At 71.4% G+C, this 19,473-nt stretch carries 13 protein-coding genes; 5 read left to right on the top strand and 8 right to left on the bottom strand.

The genetic code is table 11. From position 1 onward, the window contains the following. Nucleotides 1–6: 6 nt before the first annotated feature. Together FLV34_RS13205 and FLV34_RS13200 are read right to left on the bottom strand one after the other, a co-directional pair. Nucleotides 7–2,190: an alpha/beta fold hydrolase gene (locus FLV34_RS13205; RefSeq protein WP_147943217.1), complete on the bottom strand. Its 2,184-nt coding sequence runs from the start codon at nt 2,188–2,190 to the stop codon at nt 7–9. A gap of 168 nt (nt 2,191–2,358) precedes the next feature. Beyond that, nucleotides 2,359–3,369: a LacI family DNA-binding transcriptional regulator gene (locus FLV34_RS13200; protein WP_079316791.1), complete on the bottom strand. Its 1,011-nt coding sequence runs from the start codon at nt 3,367–3,369 to the stop codon at nt 2,359–2,361. 265 nt (nt 3,370–3,634) lie between these two features. Between FLV34_RS13200 and FLV34_RS13195 the strand changes: the two genes are divergently transcribed. The 3 genes from FLV34_RS13195 (at nt 3,635) to FLV34_RS13185 (ending at nt 9,807) form a co-directional block, all read left to right on the top strand. Then, a complete protein-coding gene (locus FLV34_RS13195) occupies nt 3,635–5,011 on the top strand; it encodes a glycoside hydrolase family 5 protein (RefSeq protein ID WP_142645595.1) in 1,377 nt (458 codons plus the stop codon). A 22-nt stretch (nt 5,012–5,033) separates the two neighbouring features. Further along, nucleotides 5,034–8,063 (top strand): endo-1,4-beta-xylanase, encoded by a 3,030-nt coding sequence (locus tag FLV34_RS13190; protein WP_187280625.1) that lies wholly within the window; start codon nt 5,034–5,036, stop codon nt 8,061–8,063. 175 nt (nt 8,064–8,238) lie between these two features. Next, nucleotides 8,239–9,807, top strand: a complete 1,569-nt coding sequence (locus FLV34_RS13185; protein ID WP_142645593.1) for a glycoside hydrolase family 43 protein — start codon at nt 8,239–8,241, stop codon at nt 9,805–9,807. 70 nt (nt 9,808–9,877) lie between these two features. On the opposite strand, the gene FLV34_RS13180 is transcribed toward FLV34_RS13185, so the two are convergent. After that, complete coding sequence (locus FLV34_RS13180) at nt 9,878–10,669, bottom strand: SDR family oxidoreductase (protein WP_147943215.1); 792 nt, start codon at nt 10,667–10,669, stop codon at nt 9,878–9,880. 415 nt (nt 10,670–11,084) lie between these two features. On the opposite strand from FLV34_RS13180, the gene FLV34_RS13175 reads away from it, so the two are divergent. After that, on the top strand, nt 11,085–12,269 hold the full coding sequence (locus FLV34_RS13175; protein WP_187280624.1) for an FAD-binding oxidoreductase: 1,185 nt from the start codon (nt 11,085–11,087) through the stop codon (nt 12,267–12,269). A 113-nt stretch (nt 12,270–12,382) separates the two neighbouring features. On the opposite strand, the gene FLV34_RS13170 is transcribed toward FLV34_RS13175, so the two are convergent. Genes FLV34_RS13170 through FLV34_RS13145 form a run of 5 tightly spaced genes read right to left on the bottom strand, consistent with a single transcriptional unit; the run spans nt 12,383 to nt 18,038 of the window. Then, nucleotides 12,383–13,363 carry a phosphatidylserine/phosphatidylglycerophosphate/cardiolipin synthase family protein gene (locus FLV34_RS13170; RefSeq protein WP_142645590.1) on the bottom strand — a complete coding sequence of 327 codons (981 nt, stop codon included), beginning with the start codon at nt 13,361–13,363 and terminating at the stop codon, nt 12,383–12,385. Next, on the bottom strand, nt 13,360–14,307 hold the full coding sequence (locus FLV34_RS40410; RefSeq protein WP_168065647.1) for an SCO2521 family protein: 948 nt from the start codon (nt 14,305–14,307) through the stop codon (nt 13,360–13,362). Before FLV34_RS40410 ends, FLV34_RS13170 begins: the two co-directional genes overlap by 4 nt. A 26-nt stretch (nt 14,308–14,333) precedes the next feature. After that, nucleotides 14,334–15,290: an SCO2522 family protein gene (locus FLV34_RS13155; RefSeq protein WP_142645588.1), complete on the bottom strand. Its 957-nt coding sequence runs from the start codon at nt 15,288–15,290 to the stop codon at nt 14,334–14,336. Next, on the bottom strand, nt 15,287–16,201 hold the full coding sequence (locus FLV34_RS13150; protein ID WP_142645587.1) for an SCO2523 family variant P-loop protein: 915 nt from the start codon (nt 16,199–16,201) through the stop codon (nt 15,287–15,289). The genes FLV34_RS13155 and FLV34_RS13150 overlap by 4 nt, the downstream gene beginning before the upstream one ends. A gap of 1 nt (nt 16,202) precedes the next feature. Further along, nucleotides 16,203–18,038, bottom strand: coding sequence for an SCO2524 family protein (locus FLV34_RS13145; RefSeq protein WP_142645586.1), 1,836 nt, complete (start codon nt 18,036–18,038; stop codon nt 16,203–16,205). 384 nt (nt 18,039–18,422) lie between these two features. Here FLV34_RS13145 and FLV34_RS13140 point away from each other — a divergent pair, with 384 nt between their 5' ends. Then, the gene (locus tag FLV34_RS13140; RefSeq protein ID WP_187280623.1) at nt 18,423–19,388 is read left to right on the top strand and encodes a 2-hydroxyacid dehydrogenase; all 966 of its coding nucleotides are present in this window, start codon (nt 18,423–18,425) and stop codon (nt 19,386–19,388) included. Nucleotides 19,389–19,473: the final 85 nt, after the last annotated feature.

Here is a 19,473-nt window from a genome sequence, read left to right as displayed (position 1 = left end):
GCTTGATCAAGACAGCAGCCAGCCGTACAGCCAGGCGAGGAGCGCGAGGCCGGTCAGGGCGGGGACGATCCGGGCGGCGGCGGCGTTCAGCCGGAACGCCTCGATGATCGACAGCGCTGTGGAGACCAGGGCCAGCAGGCCATACCAGGCCAGGGCGTGCGGCACCCCGATCGCGAACGACGTCCAGTCGCGGACCCCCGACAGGCTCAGCGCCGACAGCCCACCCAGCGCGACCCCCGCCAGGCCCGCGAGCGCGCTCAGCCCGCCGCCGCGCCTGCGCAGCAGGGAGACCAGGCCCGCGACGAGCTGGACGGCCGACACGAGCAGGAACGCCGCGGGGACCGCCAGCGGGATCGGCGACCGCGACAGCCGGTAGGCCGACGACGTGAGGAGCAGGTCGCCCGGACGCACGACGGGGTACGGCGCCGCGCCGGGGTCGCACACGGGCCGCGTCGCGGCCGGGTCGTCGAGGAACGCGGCGATGGTCTGGCGGCCGCAGGCACTCGACAGGAAGACGGCGTGCCCGGCCCCGGCGAACTCGGCGAACCGCGCGCCCGGCACCGCCGACACCGCCTTCTGCGCGGCCTCCGGCGGGGTGGTGGGGTCATACTGGCCGCCCAGGACCAGGACCGGCGGCGTCGCCCCCTCCGACGTGGCGCCTTCCGGCGACGCGCCCTCGGACGGCGTGTCCTCCGGTGCCGCCCCGTCCGATGACGTGTCTTCCGGCGTCGTCTCCTCTGATGATGCTGCCGGTGTCGCTCCGTCCGACGAGGCGGAGTTCGACGAGGCCGGGTTCGACGAGGCCGGGGTGGTGACCGACGTGTGCGAGGTCAGCAGGTCGGGTTCGGTCCGTGCGGCGGGCAGGCCCCAGGCGTCGCAGACCGCCTCGTCGACGACCCCTGTGAACAGCCGGGGGCTCCGCGCGTTCCGGAAGGTGTTGTACGGCGTCTCGTCCTGGCACTGGACGGCGTAGTAGAGGCCCCACTCGTACGAGGTCAGCGCGTCGCCGGCCGCGTCCACCAGAGGCTGCAGCAGCTCGGTGCGCCCGGAGGCGAGCCCGTCCACCAGGGCGGGCACGATCGCGGCCACGTCGGCCTCGTGCAGCGACTCGCCGAGGATCGTCGCGACGTCGTCCCCGTTGAGCTGCACCGTCAGCCGCTCCCGGGTGAGCGGGTCGCGGGTCTCGTACGTCGCGGGGTGCGCGTTGAGCGCCTTCACCACGGCGTCGAACCGGGCGGCGACTCCCAGCTTGGTCATCGTCGCCGAGAGCGCGGCGGACGACTCGTCGTACCAGCGGGAGCCCGAGGGAAGCAGCGAGTCGAGCACGATCCCTCGGGTGCCTTGCGGGTCGCGCTCCGCCGCCAGCAGCATCGGGCGGGTGGAGTAGCTGACGCCGAACAGGTACCAGCCCGGGTAGCCGAGCGCGGCTCGCAGGTCCACGACGTCGGCCGCGATCTCGGAGGTGTTGTAGCCGCGCAGGTCGACGTGCTCGGCCTCCAGGCGCGACTGGCAGGCCATCGCCTGCCGGGCGAGCGGGGCGGTCTCCGCCGACGCGGGCCCGGGCGTGCTCAGGGTGCCCACGACCCCGCGGACGATCTCGGGGCAGCTCAGCCTGGGCTCGGAGTAGCGCCCGCCGCGTTGTTCGAGGACGACCACGTCACGGCCGGGGAACATCCGGGTGAGGAACCCGGTGAGCTGGAGCGAGGCCGATCCCGGCCCGCCGCTCATGTAGACGACGGGGTCGGCCGCCTGGCCCGCGGCCGGTGACGCCCGGTGCACCGCGTAGCCGACCTTGATGGTTCTGCTGTTGGGGACGTCACGCCGCTCGGGGGCGAGAAGATATCCGCAGGTCGTGCCGGACGGCACGGCCACCGGGCAGGGCTGCTCCTCGACCGGCGGCTCCTCCGCCGCTCCGGCCGTCCGCCTGCCGGGATCCGCGGCCGCCAGGGTGGTCAGCCGCTCACCGGGAACGACCGATGCCAGGGTGGTCGACGATGCGCCCGGAACAGCCGACGCCGACGCGTGCTCCGCGCCTCGCTGTGGCGTGGTCCACGCCGAGGCCCGCGCCGTCCCGACCTGCGCCGTCCCGACCTGCGCCGTCCCGATCTGCGCCGTTCCGGCTCGCGCCGTCGCGGCACCGTCGCGGACCGGCGCCGCGAGGGCCGCCGACCCGGAACCTCCCAGAAGCATGAGCGCCGCGGCGAATGCCGTGACGGCCGCTCCACGCGAACTCCGCAACCGTCAGCCCCGTCCCGCGAACCCGGCGATATCCGCAGAAACCTTAGCGTGTTCGTCGGTCATCCCGCCCCCATTCGTCCAAGCCCTCCCATTTTGGACGATCATGGGGGCGTCTCGGCCTCACCGGGGCCGTGCGGTGCTCTCCCGGACCACCAGGTCGGTGGACAGCTCGACGCGGCGGGCCTCGGTGTTCTCGCCCCGGCCCATGGCGAGGACCATCCGCGCCGCCAGCGCGGCCATCTCCTCCAGGGGCTGGCGTACGGTGGTCAGCGGCGGCCACGCGGACCGGGACAGCGGCAGGTCGTCGAAGCCGACCACGCTGAGGTCCTCGGGCACCCGCAGGCCCCGCTGCCGGGCCGCCTCGAACACGCCGAACGCCTGCATGTCGCTGCCGGCGAAGATGGCGGTCGGGGGGTTGTCCAGCGACAGCAGCGCGTGACCGGCGTCGTGGCCCGAGTTGACCAGGAAGTCGCCGTAGCGGATGAGCTCGGGGTCGATGGACACCCCGGCGGTCTCCAGCGCGGCGCGGTAGCCGTCGATCCTGGCCCGGCTGCACAACATGTCGGGCGGTCCGCCGATCATGCCGATCCGGGTGTGGCCGAGGTCGAGAAGGTGGCGCGTGGCCGCGAGGCCGCCGTGCCAGTTGGTCGCGCCGACCGACGCCACGCCGGGCGGCGGCTCGCCCTCGGGGTCGACGACGACGAAGGGGATCGATCGGGCGCTGAGCTGCCCCTGCTGGCGCACGGAGAGCCGGGAGCTGACGATGATCACACCGTCGGTGCGCCGCGCCGCGATGCGCTCCAGCCAGTCACGGCCGGGGCCCGCGTGTGTGTGCAGCACGGAGATCACGACGCTCGCGGCGGCCTCGTGCGCGGCCTGTTCGGCCCCGCGCACCAGCTCCATGGCCCACGGGCTCTCGATTTCGGCGAAGACCAGGTCCAGTAAACCGACCGGGCCATCGCCCTGCCCCGTCCTGCGCTGGTAGCCGTGCTTCTGCAGGAGGCGTTCCACCCGCTGACGGGTCTCGGGCGCCACTTCGGGACGGCCGTTGATCACCTTGGACACGGTCGGAACGGAGACTCCGGCCTCCTCCGCTATCTGGGCGATGGTCACCCGCCTCTTCACTGGCATGATGCTGATCGTAGCCGAAACTTTCGGGATACCTGAACCGGTTACCCCTGATAAGACGCCAGACCGCTCTGATCAAGCCGTGAGCGCCCTTGACGCTTAACCTCAGCTTTACTTATTCTCCGGACCACGAAACATTCGGATATTGACCGAAACTTTCAGCACGACTGCCGACGGCGGGTGGCGGGGGAGGAGACGGGGCGGACGCCCTCCGGCCGCGCCGCCCGAACTCGAGGATCCGCCGGTTTCGAGGATTGAGGAGAGCACGATGACGCTGCTGCGCGTGTCCGGATCCCGGCTGGTGGACGAGGCGGGCAACACGGTCAGGCTGCGGGGAACCGGCCTGGGCGGCTGGCTCAACATGGAGAACTTCATCACCGGATATCCGGCCGACGAGTCCTCGATGCGCGCGGCGGTGCGGGGGGTGCTCGGCGAGGACCGCTATGAGATGTTCTTCGACCGTTTCCTGACTTCGTTCTTCACTGAGGCGGATGCCGACCTTCTGCGGGAGGTCGGCGTCAACTGCGTGCGGATCCCGGTGAACTACCGCCACTTCGAGGCGGACGACCGGCCGATGGAGATCAACGAGCGCGGCTTCCGCCACCTCGACCGGGTCATCGGGATTCTCGGGGAGCGGGGCGTCTACAGCGTCATCGACCTGCACGCGCTGCCGGGGGCCCAGAACCAGCACTGGCATTCCGACAACCCCACCCACGTCGCCGCCTTCTGGCAGCACCGGCACTTCCAGGACCGGGCGGTCCACCTGTGGGAGGCGATGGCCGACCGCTACAAGGACAACCCGTGGGTGGCGGGCTACAACCCGATCAACGAGCCGGCCGACCCGAGCGGCCAGGTGGTCGGGCCCTTCTACGACCGGCTGGTCAAGGCGCTGCGCGCCGTCGACCCCGCCCACGTGCTGTTCCTCGACGGGAACACCTACTCGACCGACTTCTCGGTGTTCCGCGAGGTCTACGAGAACACCGTGTTCGTCTGCCACGACTACGCGCTGGCCGGCTTCGCCCACGGCGGGCCGTACCCCGGGTACACGCGCGGCGAGTGGTGCGACCGCGAGGAGCTGGAGCGCGCCTTCGCCCGCCGCACCGCCTTCCAGCGGGAGACCGGCACGCCGATCTGGGTCGGCGAGTTCGGGCCCGTCTACTCCGGCGACCCCCTGGTGGACGAGCAGCGCTACCAGATCCTGCGCGACCAGCTGGAGATCTACGACGCGCACGAGGCCGGGTGGTCCATCTGGACCTACAAGGACGTCGGACTGCAGGGCCTGGTCTGCGCGGGCGGGTCCTACATGGAGCGGTTCGGGCCGTTCATGGCGAAGAAGAAGCGGCTCGGCGCCGACCGGTGGGGCTCCACGATGGAGGAGACGGCGAGCGAGCTGGCGCCGCTGCACCGGTTGATCGACACGGAGTTCCCTTCCTGGGACCCCTACCCGTGGGGCGCCCGCTACCAGACCGACGACCTCGTCCGGCACATCCTGATCGCCCAGGCTCTGCTGCCCGAGTATGCCGAGCTGTTCCGCGGGCTGGACGACGACGAGCTGCTCGCGCTCGCCGACTCTTTCGCCCTGTCCAACTGCACCCGGCGTGAGCCCCTCATCCGGCTTCTCGCCGACAACCTGGCCGCGCGCTAGCGTGGAACGAGGAGACCTCCCGATGCGCAGCCTCCTTCGCCGGGCGGCCGCGGTGGTCCTGTGCCTGTTCACGGGATTACCGGCGGTCGCGGCGAGTGCGACAGCCGCTCACGCCGCGGCCGTGCAGGTCGCGAAGTACGACTTCGAAGACGGCACCACCCAGGGATGGGGGCCCAGAGGCGACGGGGTCGAGGTCGGCGCGACCTCGGACGCCGCGCATTCGGGGTCTCGCTCCCTGCTCACCTCCGGCCGCACCGCAACCTGGCATGGGGCGTCCATCACCCCGCCCTTCGAGAAGGGCGTCACGTACCAGGTCACGGCGTACGCCCGGATGGTGAGCGGGGAGCCGCCGAGCACGATCGCCCTGACCATGCAGCGCACACCCGACGGTGGCGAGACCACCTACGAGCGGGTGGCCGCCGCGACCGTCACCGACGGCGGCTGGGCCGAGCTGTCGGGCACCTACGCCTTCAGCGCCGACTCGACCGGCCTGCAGCTCTACGCCGAGAGCTCCGAGGCCACCGCCGCCTACTACATCGACGACATCGTCATCACCTCCGACACCGATCCCACGCGCTCGGGCCTGAGCACCGACTTCGAGACCGGCACGGCGCAGGGCTGGTCGCCGCGCGCCTCGGCGTCCCTGACGGCCACGACCGACGTCGCGCACGGCGGCGCCAACAGTCTCGCGGTGACGAACCGGGCGGACTTCTGGGACGGCCCGGCGATCAGCGTGCTCGGCAAGATGGCCAAGGGGTCGAAGTACACGCTGTCGGCCTGGGTGCGGCTCGGCCCTGACACGTCCTCGGGCAACCTCGGCCTGTCGATCGAGCGCCGGACGAACGGCACCCCCAGCTACGAGCGGGTGGCCGCGCCCAAGGCGATACCGGCGGGGCAGTGGGTGGAGCTCACCGGCACCTACACGCTCGCGTACGATGTGGACTTCCTCAGCGTCTACGTGGAGTCCGACGCCGGCACGTTCCCCTTCTACCTGGACGACTTCGCCCTGACGTACGTCGAGCCCAAGCCGATCCAGACGGACATCCCCTCGGCCAAGGACGAGGTGCCGTTCACGCTGGGCGCCGCGATCTCCCGCGCGCAGACGATCGGCGAACACAGCGACCTGCTGCTCAAGCACTTCAGCGGGGTCACCCCCGGCAACGCCCTCAAGTGGGACGCGACCGAGCCGAGCGAGGGCGAGTTCACCTTCGGCGAGGGCGACTACCTGGTGGACTACGCCGTCGAGCACGGCCTCACGTTCCGCGGCCACACGCTCGCCTGGCACAGCCAGACGCCCGACTGGGTGTTCAAGGACGGCGACCGCGACCTCACCGCCTCGCCGGCGGACAAGGCGCTGCTGCTGACACGGCTGACGAACCACGTGAGGACGCTGGTCGGCCGCTACAAGGGCAAGATCGCGGTCTGGGACGTGGTCAACGAGGTGGTGGACGAGAACCAGCCCGACGGCCTGCGCCGGTCGAAGTGGTTCCAGATCACCGGCCTCGACTTCATCCGCACGGCCTTCCGCGTCGCGCACGAGACCGACCCGGCCGCCAAGCTGTTCATCAACGACTACAACACCGAGTTCCCGCGCAAGCGGGAGGCGCTGTACGCCCTGGTGAAGAAGCTGAAGGCCGAGGGCGTGCCCATCGACGGCGTCGGCCACCAGCTTCACCTCAACATCGAGCAGCCGCCGGCCTCCGAGGTCGAGGCCACCATCGAGAAGTTCGCGACGCTCCACGTGGACCAGCAGATCACCGAGCTGGACGTGAGCGTCTACCCCGACTTCGTCTCCACGTACGACGAGGTGCCGGCCGAGGTGCTCGCCGAGCAGGGCTACCGCTACAAGGAGCTGTTCGACGTCTTCCGCAGGCACAAGAGCCAGATCAGCTCGGTCACGGTCTGGGGTCTGGCCGACGACGACACCTGGCTGTCGACCTTCCCGATCACCCGGCTGAACGCCCCGCTGCTGTTCGACGACGAACTCCAGGCCAAGCCGGCCTACTGGGGCGTCGTGGATCCGGCGAAGCTGCCGCCCCTGGTGCGCAGGCTGGAGGCCCCCGCGGCCAATCCGAAGGTGGACGGCAAGCGCGAGCTCGAATGGGACCTGCTGCCCGACGTTCCCATCGCCCGGGTCGGCGACGTGTCCGCCACGTTCCAGGCCCGCTCGTCGGCCACGAGCCTGTACGTCCTGGCCGAGGTGCGCGACCCGAGCGCCGACCGCGGAGACACGGTGACGTTCACCGTGGGCGGCAGGACGTACACCGTCCGGCGCGAGGACGGCCACCCGCACGGCCCCGACACGGCCGTGGAGAAGACGCCCGGCGGCTACCGGGTGGAGGCGCGGTTCCCGACGGGGCCCCCTGCGGTACCCGGCACCCACGTCACCCACGTCACCGACGTCACCGTGGCGGTCGCGGACGCCTCCGGCGGCTCGCAGACCTCCTGGACGGGCAAGGTCACGTCGACGCCCGCGGTGAAGCTGACCACCGCCCCCAACCGCCGGCCGGTGGTCGACGGAGTCGTCGACCCGGCCTGGGCGCCGGCGCCGGAGATCCGCACCGCCACCTGGATCCAGGGCACGTCGGGGGCGACCGCCCGGGCCCGGGCCCTGTGGAACGGCGACACGCTCTATCTGCTGGCGCAGGTCGCCGACCCCATGCTCAGCGAGGAGTCGGCCAACCCGTGGGAGCAGGACTCCGTCGAGTTCTTCGTGGACCCCGGCAACGACAAGACCAGGGGCTATGGCGACGACGACGGGCAGTACCGGATCGGCTTCTCGGGCAGGACGTCCGTCGGCGGCCCGCTCGACCCCGCCGCCATCGCGGGCAACCTGACGGCCGCCGCCAAGGTCGTCCCCGGCGGCTACGTGATCGAGGCCGCCGTGAAGCTGCCCACGGCCACGCTGCGGGACGGCACGCTGCTCGGCTTCGACGTCCAGGTCAACGACGCCACGGGCGCCGCCAGGACCGGCGCGGTCACCTGGAGCGACGCCACCGGGCAGGGATACCGGGACACGAGCCACTGGGGGGTGCTCCAACTGCGGCACTGAACCTTACAGAGCTCGCACACCTGAGCTCCGGCACGGGACGCAAGCCCGGAGCCCGGCAGACGGGGCCTGGCGCAGGGAGGCCCCGCACTGAAAGGCTCTGGCGCATCGTGCCGGTGCCGGACGGCCCGGTTCCCCGCTCGGGGAACCGGGCCCGTCACGTTCGAGGAAGGGACGAATGATCGACGAAGTCGGCGGGTGGGAGTACCGGAACCCCGTCATCCCCGGGTTCCACCCCGACCCATCGGTGTGCCGGGTGGGCGACGACTACTACCTCGTGACCTCCAGCTTCGAGTGGTTCCCCGGAGTGCCCGTCTTCCACAGCCGCGACCTGGTCAACTGGCGGCAGCTCGGGCACGTGCTCGACCGCCCGTCCCAGCTCGACCTGGACGGCGTGCGCCCCTCGGGCGGCGTCTACGCCGCCACCATCCGCCACCACGACGGCCTCTTCTACGTCGTCACCACCCTGGTGGACGGGCGGGGCAACTTCGTCGTCACCGCCGCCGACCCCGCGGGCCCCTGGAGCGAACCCCGATGGCTGCCGGGCACCCCTGGCATAGACCCCTCGCTGCTGTTCGACGACGACGGCCGGCTCTGGTTCACCGCCACCAGGGAGAAGAAGGCGGCCCGCTACCCCGGCGAGACCGAGGTCTACCTTCTGGAGCTCGACCCGGCCACGCTGGAGCCGCGCGGCGAGGAGCACGTCATCTGGGAGGCCGTCCAGCGGGGCGCCGTGTGGTGCGAGGGACCACACCTGTACAAGATCGGCGGCAGGTACTACCTGCTGACCTCCGAGGGCGGCACGTCGTACGACCACGCGGTCGTGGTGGCCAGGGCCGACCACGTCACCGGGCCGTACGTGCCGAATCCGCGCAACCCGATCCTCACCCACCGGCATCTCGGCCTCGGGCATCCCATCGCGTGCACGGGCCACGCCGACCTGGTGGAGACCCAGAACGGCGAGTGGTGGATGGTGCTGCTGGCCACGCGCCCGTACGGCACGCCGGGCGACCTCGGCCCCGGCAACCTGAGGGGCGACAACCTGGGCAGGGAGACGTTCCTCACCCGGGTCCACTGGGAGGACGGCTGGCCGGTCGCCGCGCAGGTCGAGCCCGTGGCCGTCGCACCGGCGCTGCCCGAGCACCGCTGGCCCGCCGTCCCCGCCTGCGACCACTTCGACGCCGACCGGCTCTCGCCCGTCTGGAACCACCTGCGCACGCCGCGCACGCCCTACTGGAGCCTCGGCGACAGCCGCCTGCGGCTGCGGCTGCGGCCCGAGACATTGGCCCAGCGGGCCAATCCGAGCCTGGTCGTCCGCAGGCAGCAGCACATGGACTTCGCCGTCCACGCCGCGCTCGACTTCCTGCCCGGGGCCGGGGAGTGCGCCGGTCTCGCGCTGGTGCAGAACGACGACCACCACGTGCTGCTCGTGCGCACCGCGCGCGGCCTGGAGCTCGTCCGCAGGAAGGCGGGCGGCGACGACCTGCTCGCCTCCGTACGGGTGCCCGGCCACCGTAGGCTGTATCTCGGCGTGGAGGCGCGCGGGCAGGCCTACCAGGCCAGGTACGCCGTGGCGGCGGGGGAGTGGATCGACCTCGGCGACCCGGTGGACGGCAGGATCCTCAGCAGCGCCGTGGCCGGCGGCTTCACCGGCGCCTACGTCGGCATGTACGCCAGCTCCAACGGCCGTCCCAGCTCCAACGTCGCCGCGTTCGACTGGTTCGAGTATCTGCCGCTCGGCCCGTGAACCGGCCGTACACGGCCGCGGAGACCCGGCCACGACGCGGCGCCTGACGCGGCCGTGTTCCGGCCGCGCTTCAGCGCATGACGCGGCGGAAGGCGGAGCCGGCCGCCCGCACCGCCAGGGCGGGCGAGAGCCGTACGGCCCGCCACGTGGCGCGGGCGGACGCGGGCGCGACGATGAGCGCCTGGTTCCTGGCCACGCCGCGCAGCACGTCGTCGGCGAGCGACTCCACGGGATACAGGCGCCCCTGGGCCCGTACGGCCACCGTGCGGGCGCGCAGCCCGATCTCGGTCTGCGGCAGCCCGGGGTTGGCGTTGTCCAGCAGTGGAGTGTCGGTGAAACCGGGGCAGACCACGCTGACCCGCACGCCGTGCGCCGCCGCCTCGGCCCGCAGCGCGAGCGACAGCCCGACGACGGCGTGCTTGGTGGCCGTGTAGGGCAGCATCATGGGCGCGGGGGTCAGCCCGGCCAGCGACGCGGTGTTGACGATGTGCCCGTAGCCCTGCTCGACCATGAGGGGGTACGCCGCGTGCACGCCGTGGACCACCCCGCGCAGATTCACGTCGATCGTCCGGTTCCAGTGGTCGAGCGTGAACTCCTCGGCACGGCCGCCCACCGCGATGCCGGCGTTGTTGAACAGGAAGTCGAGCCGCCCGTGCTCGGCGGCCACCCCGGTGACGAGGTCCCGCACGGCCTGCGCGTCGGAGACGTCGCACACGACTCCCGCGCAGCCGAGCTCCCCGGCGGCGTCCTCGGCTCCCCGGACGTCGGCGATCGTGACGTGGACGCCGCGCCGTACGAGCCCGGCGGCGACGGCCCGCCCGATCCCCGACGCTCCGCCCGTGACGACGGCGGTCTTCCTCACGCGCTTCCCCTCGCTTGAGCCTTCGGCTCATCCCGGATGCCCATCGACCGCCACGAACGGCGGCTGATCGGTTCATCATGCCCAGATCGCGGCAAAGCTCTCATGCCGCCGAATCGCAGGTATGCGCGGCCGTCTCCGGCCGCCGAAGCAGACCTCGCGCCCGAATTTCACGCCCGAACCGCGCGCCCGAACCGCGCGCCCGAACCTCGCGTACGACCGAGCGGCCCGGGTGCGGATCTTCCTTGCGGAGCGGCAGATCCAATAAGTCGGGAAGGAGAAGCGCGGCGCGATCGGGATCTGCGCGCCGCCAAGATTTTTGCGCGGTAGAGTTCGGCGAGGTCACCCGTGTGTGGCCTTCATGAACGGCCCTCCCTCGCCTACTGTCGAAGCGAGGGGACGGCGAATTGGAGCCCGCGTGCCTGAATCCTGTGACGTCGTGATCATCGGTGGTGGCGTGATCGGCTGCGCGATCGCGCACAGGCTCGCCCAGCGCGGCACGAGCGTGGTCCTCGTGGACGCGGGGCAGCGTCTCGGGCTCGGGGCCTCGGACGGCGCGATGGGCGGCATCCTGACCCAGACGGAGCGCTCCTGCCTCGGCCCGCTCAGCAGCGTCATCAAGCGCAGCCGCGACGCCTACCCGCAGTGGCTGGAGGAGATCCACGCCGCCTCGGGCGTCGAGGTCCCGGTGCTGGACGGCGGTGACATCCAGGTCGCGCTGGACGATGCCGAGATGGAGCGCCTGGAGACCAAGGTGCTGCCGCAGTGGAAGAACTCGCCGTTCGCCGTCGAGCGGCTGACGGCCACCGACGCCAGGAGCCTCGAACCACTGCTGAGCGAGCGCGTCGTCGGCGGATTCCTGCTGCCCGAGGAGCTCGCGCTCGACCCGAGGGTGCTCATGGCCGCCCTGGCGACGGCCGTTCTGTCGGGGAGCACGCCGATCCGGGTGCTCAGCGCGGTGCGCGCCACCGGCCTGCGGACCGGCCCCCGCGGTGTCGAGGTGGAGCTCCACGACGGCCGCCGGGTGTCGGCGGAGCAGGCCGTCGTCGCGGCCGGTCACCTGAGCGGGGTCTTCCTGCCGCGCCACCGCGACCACCTGTTCCCCATCAAGGGCGTGGCCTTCGACGTCCGGCCGTCCGGCGCCGTCACCTACCCGCTGCGCCACCACATCTTCGCTGAGATCACGGAGGACGGCCGGGAGTACTTTCCCTACCTCGTCCCCCGTCACGACGGCAGGGTGGCCGTCGGCGTCACCTACGAGGAGAACGTGGGGGACGTGACGGTGACCGCCGCGGCGATCGAGGAGATCCGGCGGGGCGTCGCCGCTCTGATGCCCAAGGCGGCCACCTGGCCCGTCGGCCGGCGCTGGGCCGGACTGCGGCCGGGCAGCGCCGACCACATGCCCATCATCGGCCACGTGGACGACCACGGCCGGGTCGTGGCGGCGACCGGTCACAGCGGCCTCGGCGTGACGCTCGCCCCCGTCACGGCGGAACTGGTGGCGACCCTGGTCGGCGGCACCGCCGGCGACCGCGAGAAGGAACTGCTCGCCGTCGTCCGTCCCGACCGCCCCTTCTCGCCCGCGCCGGCTCCGTCCGCGTAAGCGTCGCCCACGCCACTGGTGCCGCCCGCGCGGGCTCCGTCCGCGTAAGCGTCGCCGACGCCACCGGCCCCGCTACGCCGGTCTCGCCCGCCCCCGCGTCGGGTACGTGCCGGCTACGCCGCCGGTGTCGCGGCCTCCCAGAGCTCGGCGAACCGTTCGGCCCGCTCGCGCACCCGCTCCTGGTCCTGTGCGAGAACCGTGCTGTGGATCACCGGGGCGATGCCGTCGCCGACCTGCGGGGCGGGATTGGACTCGTAGTAGACGACCCCGTCGAACAGGATGAAGTCGGACAGCGAGCCGCGCAGCAGAGGCGGCGCGTCGGAGAGCAGCAGCGTGCGCACCTCGATCCCGACCGTGGTCTGCCACTTCCACACGCGGCGGAACGCCTCGGAGTCGAGCCGCTCGGAACGATCCACCACGAACACGCGGCGCACCCGCGCCCCCCGCTGGACGAGGTCGCGCTGGAGCTTGACGTAGCGCTGCCCGAGGTCGGTGTGCCAGAAGCCGCCCTCGAACTCGGTGTCGCGGGCGTCCACGCTGGTCAGGCTGATGGCGTCGAGACTGACCCGGGCGTTGCGCGCGAGCGCGAGCAGCCAGTCGCGGTCCTCGCCCTCGTACAGCGCGTATCTGCCGTCGGACAGCTCGCCGAGGAACTTCGCCATCCGGGTGACCTCGTGGTGCACCAGGCTCTTGACGAGGTCGGGCATGTCGTCACGGATCTTGGCGGCGTTCTGCACCAGCTCGGCCACACCCCTGGTCTCCAGCGCGGACATCTCCACGACGCCGAACAGCTTGCTCGCCTCGTTGATCTTGGAGAAGCTGTCGGCCACCAGGTTGTGGGTCTTCGTGTGCTGCCTGCGCTGCTCCTGCAGCACGGTTTCGAGCTGGTCGTCCACGTCCGCGAGGAACTGCACGACGAAGACGACGCCGCTGATGAACGTCGCGAGCAGCAGACTCCACAGGTCCTCGTTCGGCCCCTGGATGAGCGCGTTGCTCATCAGATAGCTCACGCCGCCCACGAGCACCGTCACGAGGACCTTGCGCACAACCCTCGGGACGAGCGACGGGGAGGGTTCGGGTGTTGCTCCGGTCACGGTGACCTCCGTCCGGCTTCGGCGGTCGCACTCAGCAGGGCAAGGGTGTTCATCGCGACCTGGTCGCGGACCCGGTCGACCAGGGAACGCCACTGCCGGGTGAACCCCGGCCGCCGCTCCAGGCTCTCCCAGAACGGCGTCAGCCACTCCTCGACCCGGGCGGCGGGCATCCACAGGTGCATGAGGTGGTCGATGGCCGGCGCCAGGCGGGCCACGGCCTGGGCTCCCGGAGTGCCGCCGATCCGCGCCCGCTCGACGATGACCAGCAGCGACGTCAGCAGCCAGTCGTGCGTCGCCAGGTCTTCGCACAGGTCGACCACGGCGGGGGTGAACGGGCCGGGATGCGTCAGGCGCAGCGTCCGCTCCTGCTCTGCGTGCAGGGTGAAGCGGATCGACGGCTCGCCGGTCTCGGCCACCCACCGCAGGCTCGTACGCGGGATCTTGAAGGGGGCCCGCCGGTCCAGCAGCGGGGACTGCTGCACGAGGTCGAGGAAGCGGCCGCTGACGGCGCCCAGGTCGAGGCAGGCGCCATCGGGGCGGCCGGGCATGGTGTCGCCGGTGAACCCTTCGACGAGGTCGGCCGCCTTCACCTTCCCCAGAACCTCCACGACCCCCGGCCGGGCCAGGTAGTGCGACCAGGGGAGCCTGCGGTCGGCCTCCGAGCGCACCACCCGGACGTACGACGACCCCTGGGCCACCCGGCCCCCGGTCACCGCGCAGCGGGACACCACCGTGCCGACGGCCCTGACCCGGGAACGCGACGCGGTGGGCAGGGCGCAGTCCACCCCGGTCAGCCGCTCGGGCGACAGCGCGTGGACGATGGGACGGCGGGAGACGCGCACGGTCTCCCCGGCCATGAGCCCGAGCACCTGACGGCACGTCGACTCGGAGATCTCACCGGAGTTCTGCAGCAGCCCGGTGTGGACCTCCCCCATCACCAGCATCGGGCCGTCCTCACAATCGCAACCCCTCAGACGAAGACGTAGGAAATGCGGTCGACGAGCTCCTCTTCGAGCCGGATTCCCTCGCCCTCGCTCCGGGTTGCGACCTGCCGCAGGACCTCGTCGTCCACGGCGAACTGGCTCAGGATCGTGCGTACGGCCAGCTCGACGGGCAGGAACCGGGGGGAGAGGACGGACAGTGTGGTGTACGCGCTGAACGGCGCGGCCTGGGGGTTGAGCCGGACGACCGCGGGCAGTTCGTCCCAGTCGCGGGGCCAGTCGCCGTCGAGGGCGACCGGCGGGAGGGGCACGCGGCCGTCGCTGCGCAGCAGCCCAAGCCGCAGGAGCTGCCAGACGGCCGCGAGAAAGGGGCAGGACCAGGTGCGCCGCGGCCCCTTCTCGTCCCACAGCTCGACGTCCACGAAGATCGAGTGGCCGCGTTTGGCGTTCTGCGCGGGCGGCTCCCACGGCCGGACCTTCCCCATCGCCTGCATCGGCGCGGTGCGGGGCGAGCGCGAGCCGTTGCACAGCCAGCCCGTCTCCTTGACCGGAGGGCGCGATCCGTCGGTCTCCGGCGGCGGGTCGTCCACGAGCCGGTCCTCCACCAGCCGGGCCAGCTCGACGCCGCCGGACTGGGCGCAGGCCGACTCGCGGGCCAGGTAGTCGATGGTCAGGTCGTGCTCGGCCGCCGCCTCCAGGACCATCGGGACCAGCTCGGCCGGGGTGCTGAAGCGGCTGAAGTAGTCGTCCACGAGAAAGCAGGTGCTCACGCGGGCCCGGCCCCCCGGCACCCGCTCCTGCCACATGGAGCGGACCGTGGCGAGCCACGGCGCGACCCTGCGGAACTGCTCGCGTAGCCGGTCGGGGCCCGCCTCGTAGTCCTCCATGTAGAGGTGCCCGAGCTCGACGGACACGTGGGAGAGAGGTACGGAGGCGATCCTGCGCTCCGCCGCCACCTCGCCGAACGTCGCGTGCACCGGCGTCACAAGCCCTCCCACGCGCTGTCGTCGACGATCTTCTTGGCCAGCTCCTCGAACGCGGTGGCGGTCTCCGCGTTCGCGATCTTGCTGGCCAGCACGTCCTCGTCGGTGATCAGTTGCTCGCGCCACTGGAGGACCGGGTCGAGCGGGATCTTGCCGAGCATGGCCGTACGGCCGACGCCGTGGCGGCCGGCCAGCTCGCGCAGCTCGCTGTCGCACGCGCTCAGCCAGGCCCGCTGCTCGTCGCGCAGCCCGACGAGCTCCGCCGCGTCCGGTTCGAGCACGGCCGTGCGCACGAAGCGGATGCGGTCGCGCAGGTCGTCGGCGTCGTGGCCGAACCGGGTGCCGACGTCGAGCAGCCCGTCGGCGCCGGTGACGAGCCCGTCGGCCGCGATGATGTGCTGGCGCGTCCAGCGGTGGAAGACCAGCCACCGGAACGGGATCGCGGGCATCCGCACGGTCGCCGCGAGAACCAGCTCCGCGGTGAACGACCGGCCCGCGCTGACGTCGATCATGCAGAGGTCGAACTCCTCGTCCAGCCGCCCGAGAAGCTGGACGCAGCGGCCGACGACCTCGTCGGTGAGGGCCGACAGCTCGCCGCCGCCCTCGCTGCCCGGCAGCAGCACGAGCCGCCCCGCGCCGGGCGGGCGGGTGCGCAGCCCCTCACGGTCGGACTCGGCCCACACGTCCACCCGCCGCGGCTGCGGGCACTCGCCCCGCAGGTAGTGGTGCAGGCCGTTCTCCCGGGTGCCGCGGGCCACCGCGCTGACGCTGAAGATGGCCCCCGCGGTCGGCGAGCCGAAGTCGAAGTCGAGATAGCAGACGTCGTTGCCCTGCAGGGCATGGCGATACACGATGTTGGTGCCGGTGACCGAGCGCCCGGTGCCGCCCTTGTCGGAGATCGCGAAGACGAGCATCTCAGATCGCCTCCGACGCGCTGTCGCGGGCGGCGGACAGCCGTTCGAGGCCGAGCAGCGCGTCGTTGATCAGCGCCTGGGCGGTGGCCGGCCGGTCGCTGACGATCGCCCTGGCCCGCTGCAGCGACGCCTGGATCGAGCGCAGCTTGGGCTGGATCGTCTGCCCGCCGGCCAGAGGCCGGGTGACCAGCTCCTGGTCGAGCAGGTGCTCGGCCTCACCGAGCATCTGGAGCGCCAGCTCGACGAGCTGGGGGCTGCGCAGCGGCGGCTCCCCGCTGGAGGACGCGGCGGCGACGAGGAACTCGACGACCCGCTCGCTGAAATACCAGGACGGCTCCTCGTCGCGCGCCTCGATGTCGGCGAAGACGTTGCCCGGCTGGTCCCACAGGCCGGCGGCCGGGCCGTCGGCGTGGCGGCGCAGCATGATGTGCCGCCAGATCTGGTCGGCGAGGGTGAGCAGCCGCTCGCGCATCCGCGTGTTCTGCGCGATGGAGGCGGCCCAGATGGTGCGTTTCAGCAGCGTGATGGCGAAGTCGGAGACGACCCAGAGCAGGTGGGGGCCGAGCGCGTCGCTGCCGTGCAGGTTGATCGGGACGCCGGGGGAGTGCATGAGCACGGGCGGGTCGCCCGCCACCGCCCTGCGGGTGATCCTCGCCCGGATCGCCAGCTCCTCCAGCACGCCGGCCACCCGGCCGAGGTCCACGTCGGCCGCCCGGTTGTTGACCAGGCTCTGCACGACCATGGCGGTGACGCCGAGGCTGTAGTAGTCGGACTCCTTCTCGTCGACCGTCCGCCAGGGGATGTCCTCCAGCGGCCAGGTGCCCCGCCCGAACGTCGCGATGGTGCGCCAGTAGGACTGGGTGAGGTCCCAGCGGCGCTGGATGGCCTGGGCGAGGGTGATCTGGTCGTCGTTGAGCAGGCTCAGGACGCGGGTGCGTTCGGAGAACAGGTCGGCGATGCCGACGAGGGCGTTGACGGTGAAGTACAGGAACGGCGTGTCGGCGGCGACGCCCTTCGGCTGCGGGCCGATGTCGAGCGGCGTGACGACGTCGGGCGCGTCCTTCACGATGCCCCACGTCCAGCCGCACTCGAACAGCAGGTTGTCGTTGTCCAGGTCCACCTGGCTGCCCGAGCCGATCGTCAGGTCGCGCAGGCCGGCCCGCACCGGCTCCAGCGCGCGGCGCAGATCGTCGAGCACGCGGCGCTCGGGCGCGCCGGTCTGGTTCACCGTGCGCAGCAGCGCGCGGCCCGCGGTGGAGCCGGGGTCGAACGCGTTGACCGTGAAGCTGCGCAGCAGGCCCGTCATCGCGGCCGACAGCCGCTTGCTGGCCAGCTCCTCCAGCTCGCGGATCTCACGGCGGATCGCCTCGCGCCGCACGCTCTGCCGGAAGACCTTGAGAAAGCCGAGCGTGCCGAGCGTGAGCGTGACCGACATCGAGAACGAGTCGACGACGTCGAGCTGGAGCTGCTCGGGAGTGACCTTCGCCTCGTCGTCCACCGGCCGGAAGTAGGTGCCGCCGGAGAACAGGGGCCGCCCGTCCTCGGCGGTGTAGGTGCGCAGATACTGGCCGATCACCCGCAGCAGCAGCTTGGGGATCTGCACCGAGTCGCCGAGGGCCACGAGCGCGGCCAGCACGTCGTCGGCCGTCTCGTCCGGAGTGTCCAGGCGGAAGCCCGGCAGTTCGGAGGCCGGATACATGAAGCACAGAAGCTGCTCGGCGTCGGAGATGGAGTTCGACCCGTCGCGGCCGCCCCACGTCCAGACACCGTCCCGGTAGGAGGCGCGCGCTGCCGCCTCCCAAAGCTCCAGAAGCTGCTGTCGCGGCTGGAGTTTCATCCGTGGCCCTCTCTGCGCTGCGCCGTGCGCGCCTTCTCCGTGCTGCCGTGGAGAAAAAGCACGCTCGTGTGGCCGGGCGGGACCGAGGCCGGGGTCCCCAGACCCTCCCTAGGGGTTTCCTTTTCCAATTCAGGTGGAGACGGAACCACCACAACCCTTATACCATTGGATTCCTGCTCCGTCGCCTGGACCATCCGTGGTATTTCGTGCACCGCCTGGTTGTCGTGGTTTCAGAGATACCACAGAGAAAAACAGACATATATGTCCTAAGTCTGAAAGATATTTGAAATGTCCCAAACTGCGGCTCCAAGGGATATAACGGACTATTGTCCCGCGCGGCCGCTGGCGGCGGCCGGAGCGGAGCTGAGGGGTGGGACGGTCCTCGTGACCGGCGCCGGCATCGACCCGGCGCTACTGGAGCCGCTCGCCAGGCAGGGGCTCACGGTGCGGCGGCGCGAGGCGCCGCTGACCGAGGACCTGCTCACGCGAGAGCTCCGGGGAGCGGTCGCCTACCTCCACGGAGGCGAGGAACGCGCGACCGCCCGGGTGCTGCGCGCGGCGCGCGAGACGCTGAAGGTCGTGGCCTTCCTCGGCGTCGGCTACGAGAACTTCGTCGACGTGGCGGCGGCCGACCGGCTGGGCATCGCCGTCACGAACACACGGGGCGCGGCCGTCGATGCGGTCGCGACGTTCACGGTCGCCCAGATCATCAACGCCGCCCTGGACATCCCCCGGCATCTGGGCGAGCGGGTCCCCGGTTGGCAGGGCTCCGACGAACTGCCCCACGAGCTCGCCGCCCGCAGCGTCGGCATCATCGGCATGGGCGCCAACGGCCGGCGGATCGCGGAGATCCTGCGGCGGGGCTTCGGCGTTCGCGTGTCCTACTACAGCCGCACCCGCAGGCCGGACGTCGAAAGCGACCTCGGCATCTCCTGCCTGCCCCTGCTCGACCTGGCCGCGGCCAGCGACATCCTCGTGGTCATGGTGCCGGAGACGGACGAGACCAGGTCGATGATCGACTCGTCGGTGATCGGCCGGATGCCGGAGGGCGCGATCCTCGTCAACACCGCACGCCCGGCCATCGTCAGTCCCGGCGCCCTTTACGCCGGCCTGGAGAAGGGCCGCGTCAGCATGGCCGTCTTCGACGGCTTCTACGGCGCGGAATGCGCGGAGGCCGCAGAATTGCGGCGGGATTTTCCCGACCGTCTCCTGGTCCCCGGACACATCGCCTCCCACACCGCCGAGACGATGCACCGCATGGTGCGCCAGGCCGTCAAGTCCATTGAGAATGTGCTGACCCGCGGATCGGACGAACACGAGGTGGGAACGCGTCCCCGTCCCCGCTTCTGAAAAATCGGCACGCGGACGGTAGGGCGGCGCGTGGAATGGGAACGCATTTCAGGAAACCACAAGGAAACTCCCTCCACTCTCTCCC

The organism is Microbispora sp. CSR-4 (assembly GCF_008033685.1).
In the GTDB taxonomy this organism is placed as follows: domain Bacteria; phylum Actinomycetota; class Actinomycetes; order Streptosporangiales; family Streptosporangiaceae; genus Microbispora.
Note: the sequence above shows the minus strand (reverse complement) of the source record. Positions and strands in the feature narration are given on the sequence as shown.

Excerpts from the sequence above, each read along its gene's own strand:
- FLV34_RS13205 (WP_147943217.1), bottom strand. The coding sequence starts at position 2,190 with ATGCTTCTGGGAGGTTCCGGGTCGGCGGCCCTCGCGGCGCCGGTCCGC.
- FLV34_RS13200 (WP_079316791.1), bottom strand. The coding sequence starts at position 3,369 with ATGCCAGTGAAGAGGCGGGTGACCATCGCCCAGATAGCGGAGGAGGCC.
- FLV34_RS13195 (WP_142645595.1), top strand. The coding sequence starts at position 3,635 with ATGACGCTGCTGCGCGTGTCCGGATCCCGGCTGGTGGACGAGGCGGGC.
- FLV34_RS13190 (WP_187280625.1), top strand. The coding sequence starts at position 5,034 with ATGCGCAGCCTCCTTCGCCGGGCGGCCGCGGTGGTCCTGTGCCTGTTC.
- FLV34_RS13185 (WP_142645593.1), top strand. The coding sequence starts at position 8,239 with ATGATCGACGAAGTCGGCGGGTGGGAGTACCGGAACCCCGTCATCCCC.
- FLV34_RS40410 (WP_168065647.1), bottom strand. The coding sequence starts at position 14,307 with ATGCTGGTGATGGGGGAGGTCCACACCGGGCTGCTGCAGAACTCCGGT.
- FLV34_RS13150 (WP_142645587.1), bottom strand. The coding sequence starts at position 16,201 with ATGCTCGTCTTCGCGATCTCCGACAAGGGCGGCACCGGGCGCTCGGTC.
- FLV34_RS13145 (WP_142645586.1), bottom strand. The coding sequence starts at position 18,038 with ATGAAACTCCAGCCGCGACAGCAGCTTCTGGAGCTTTGGGAGGCGGCA.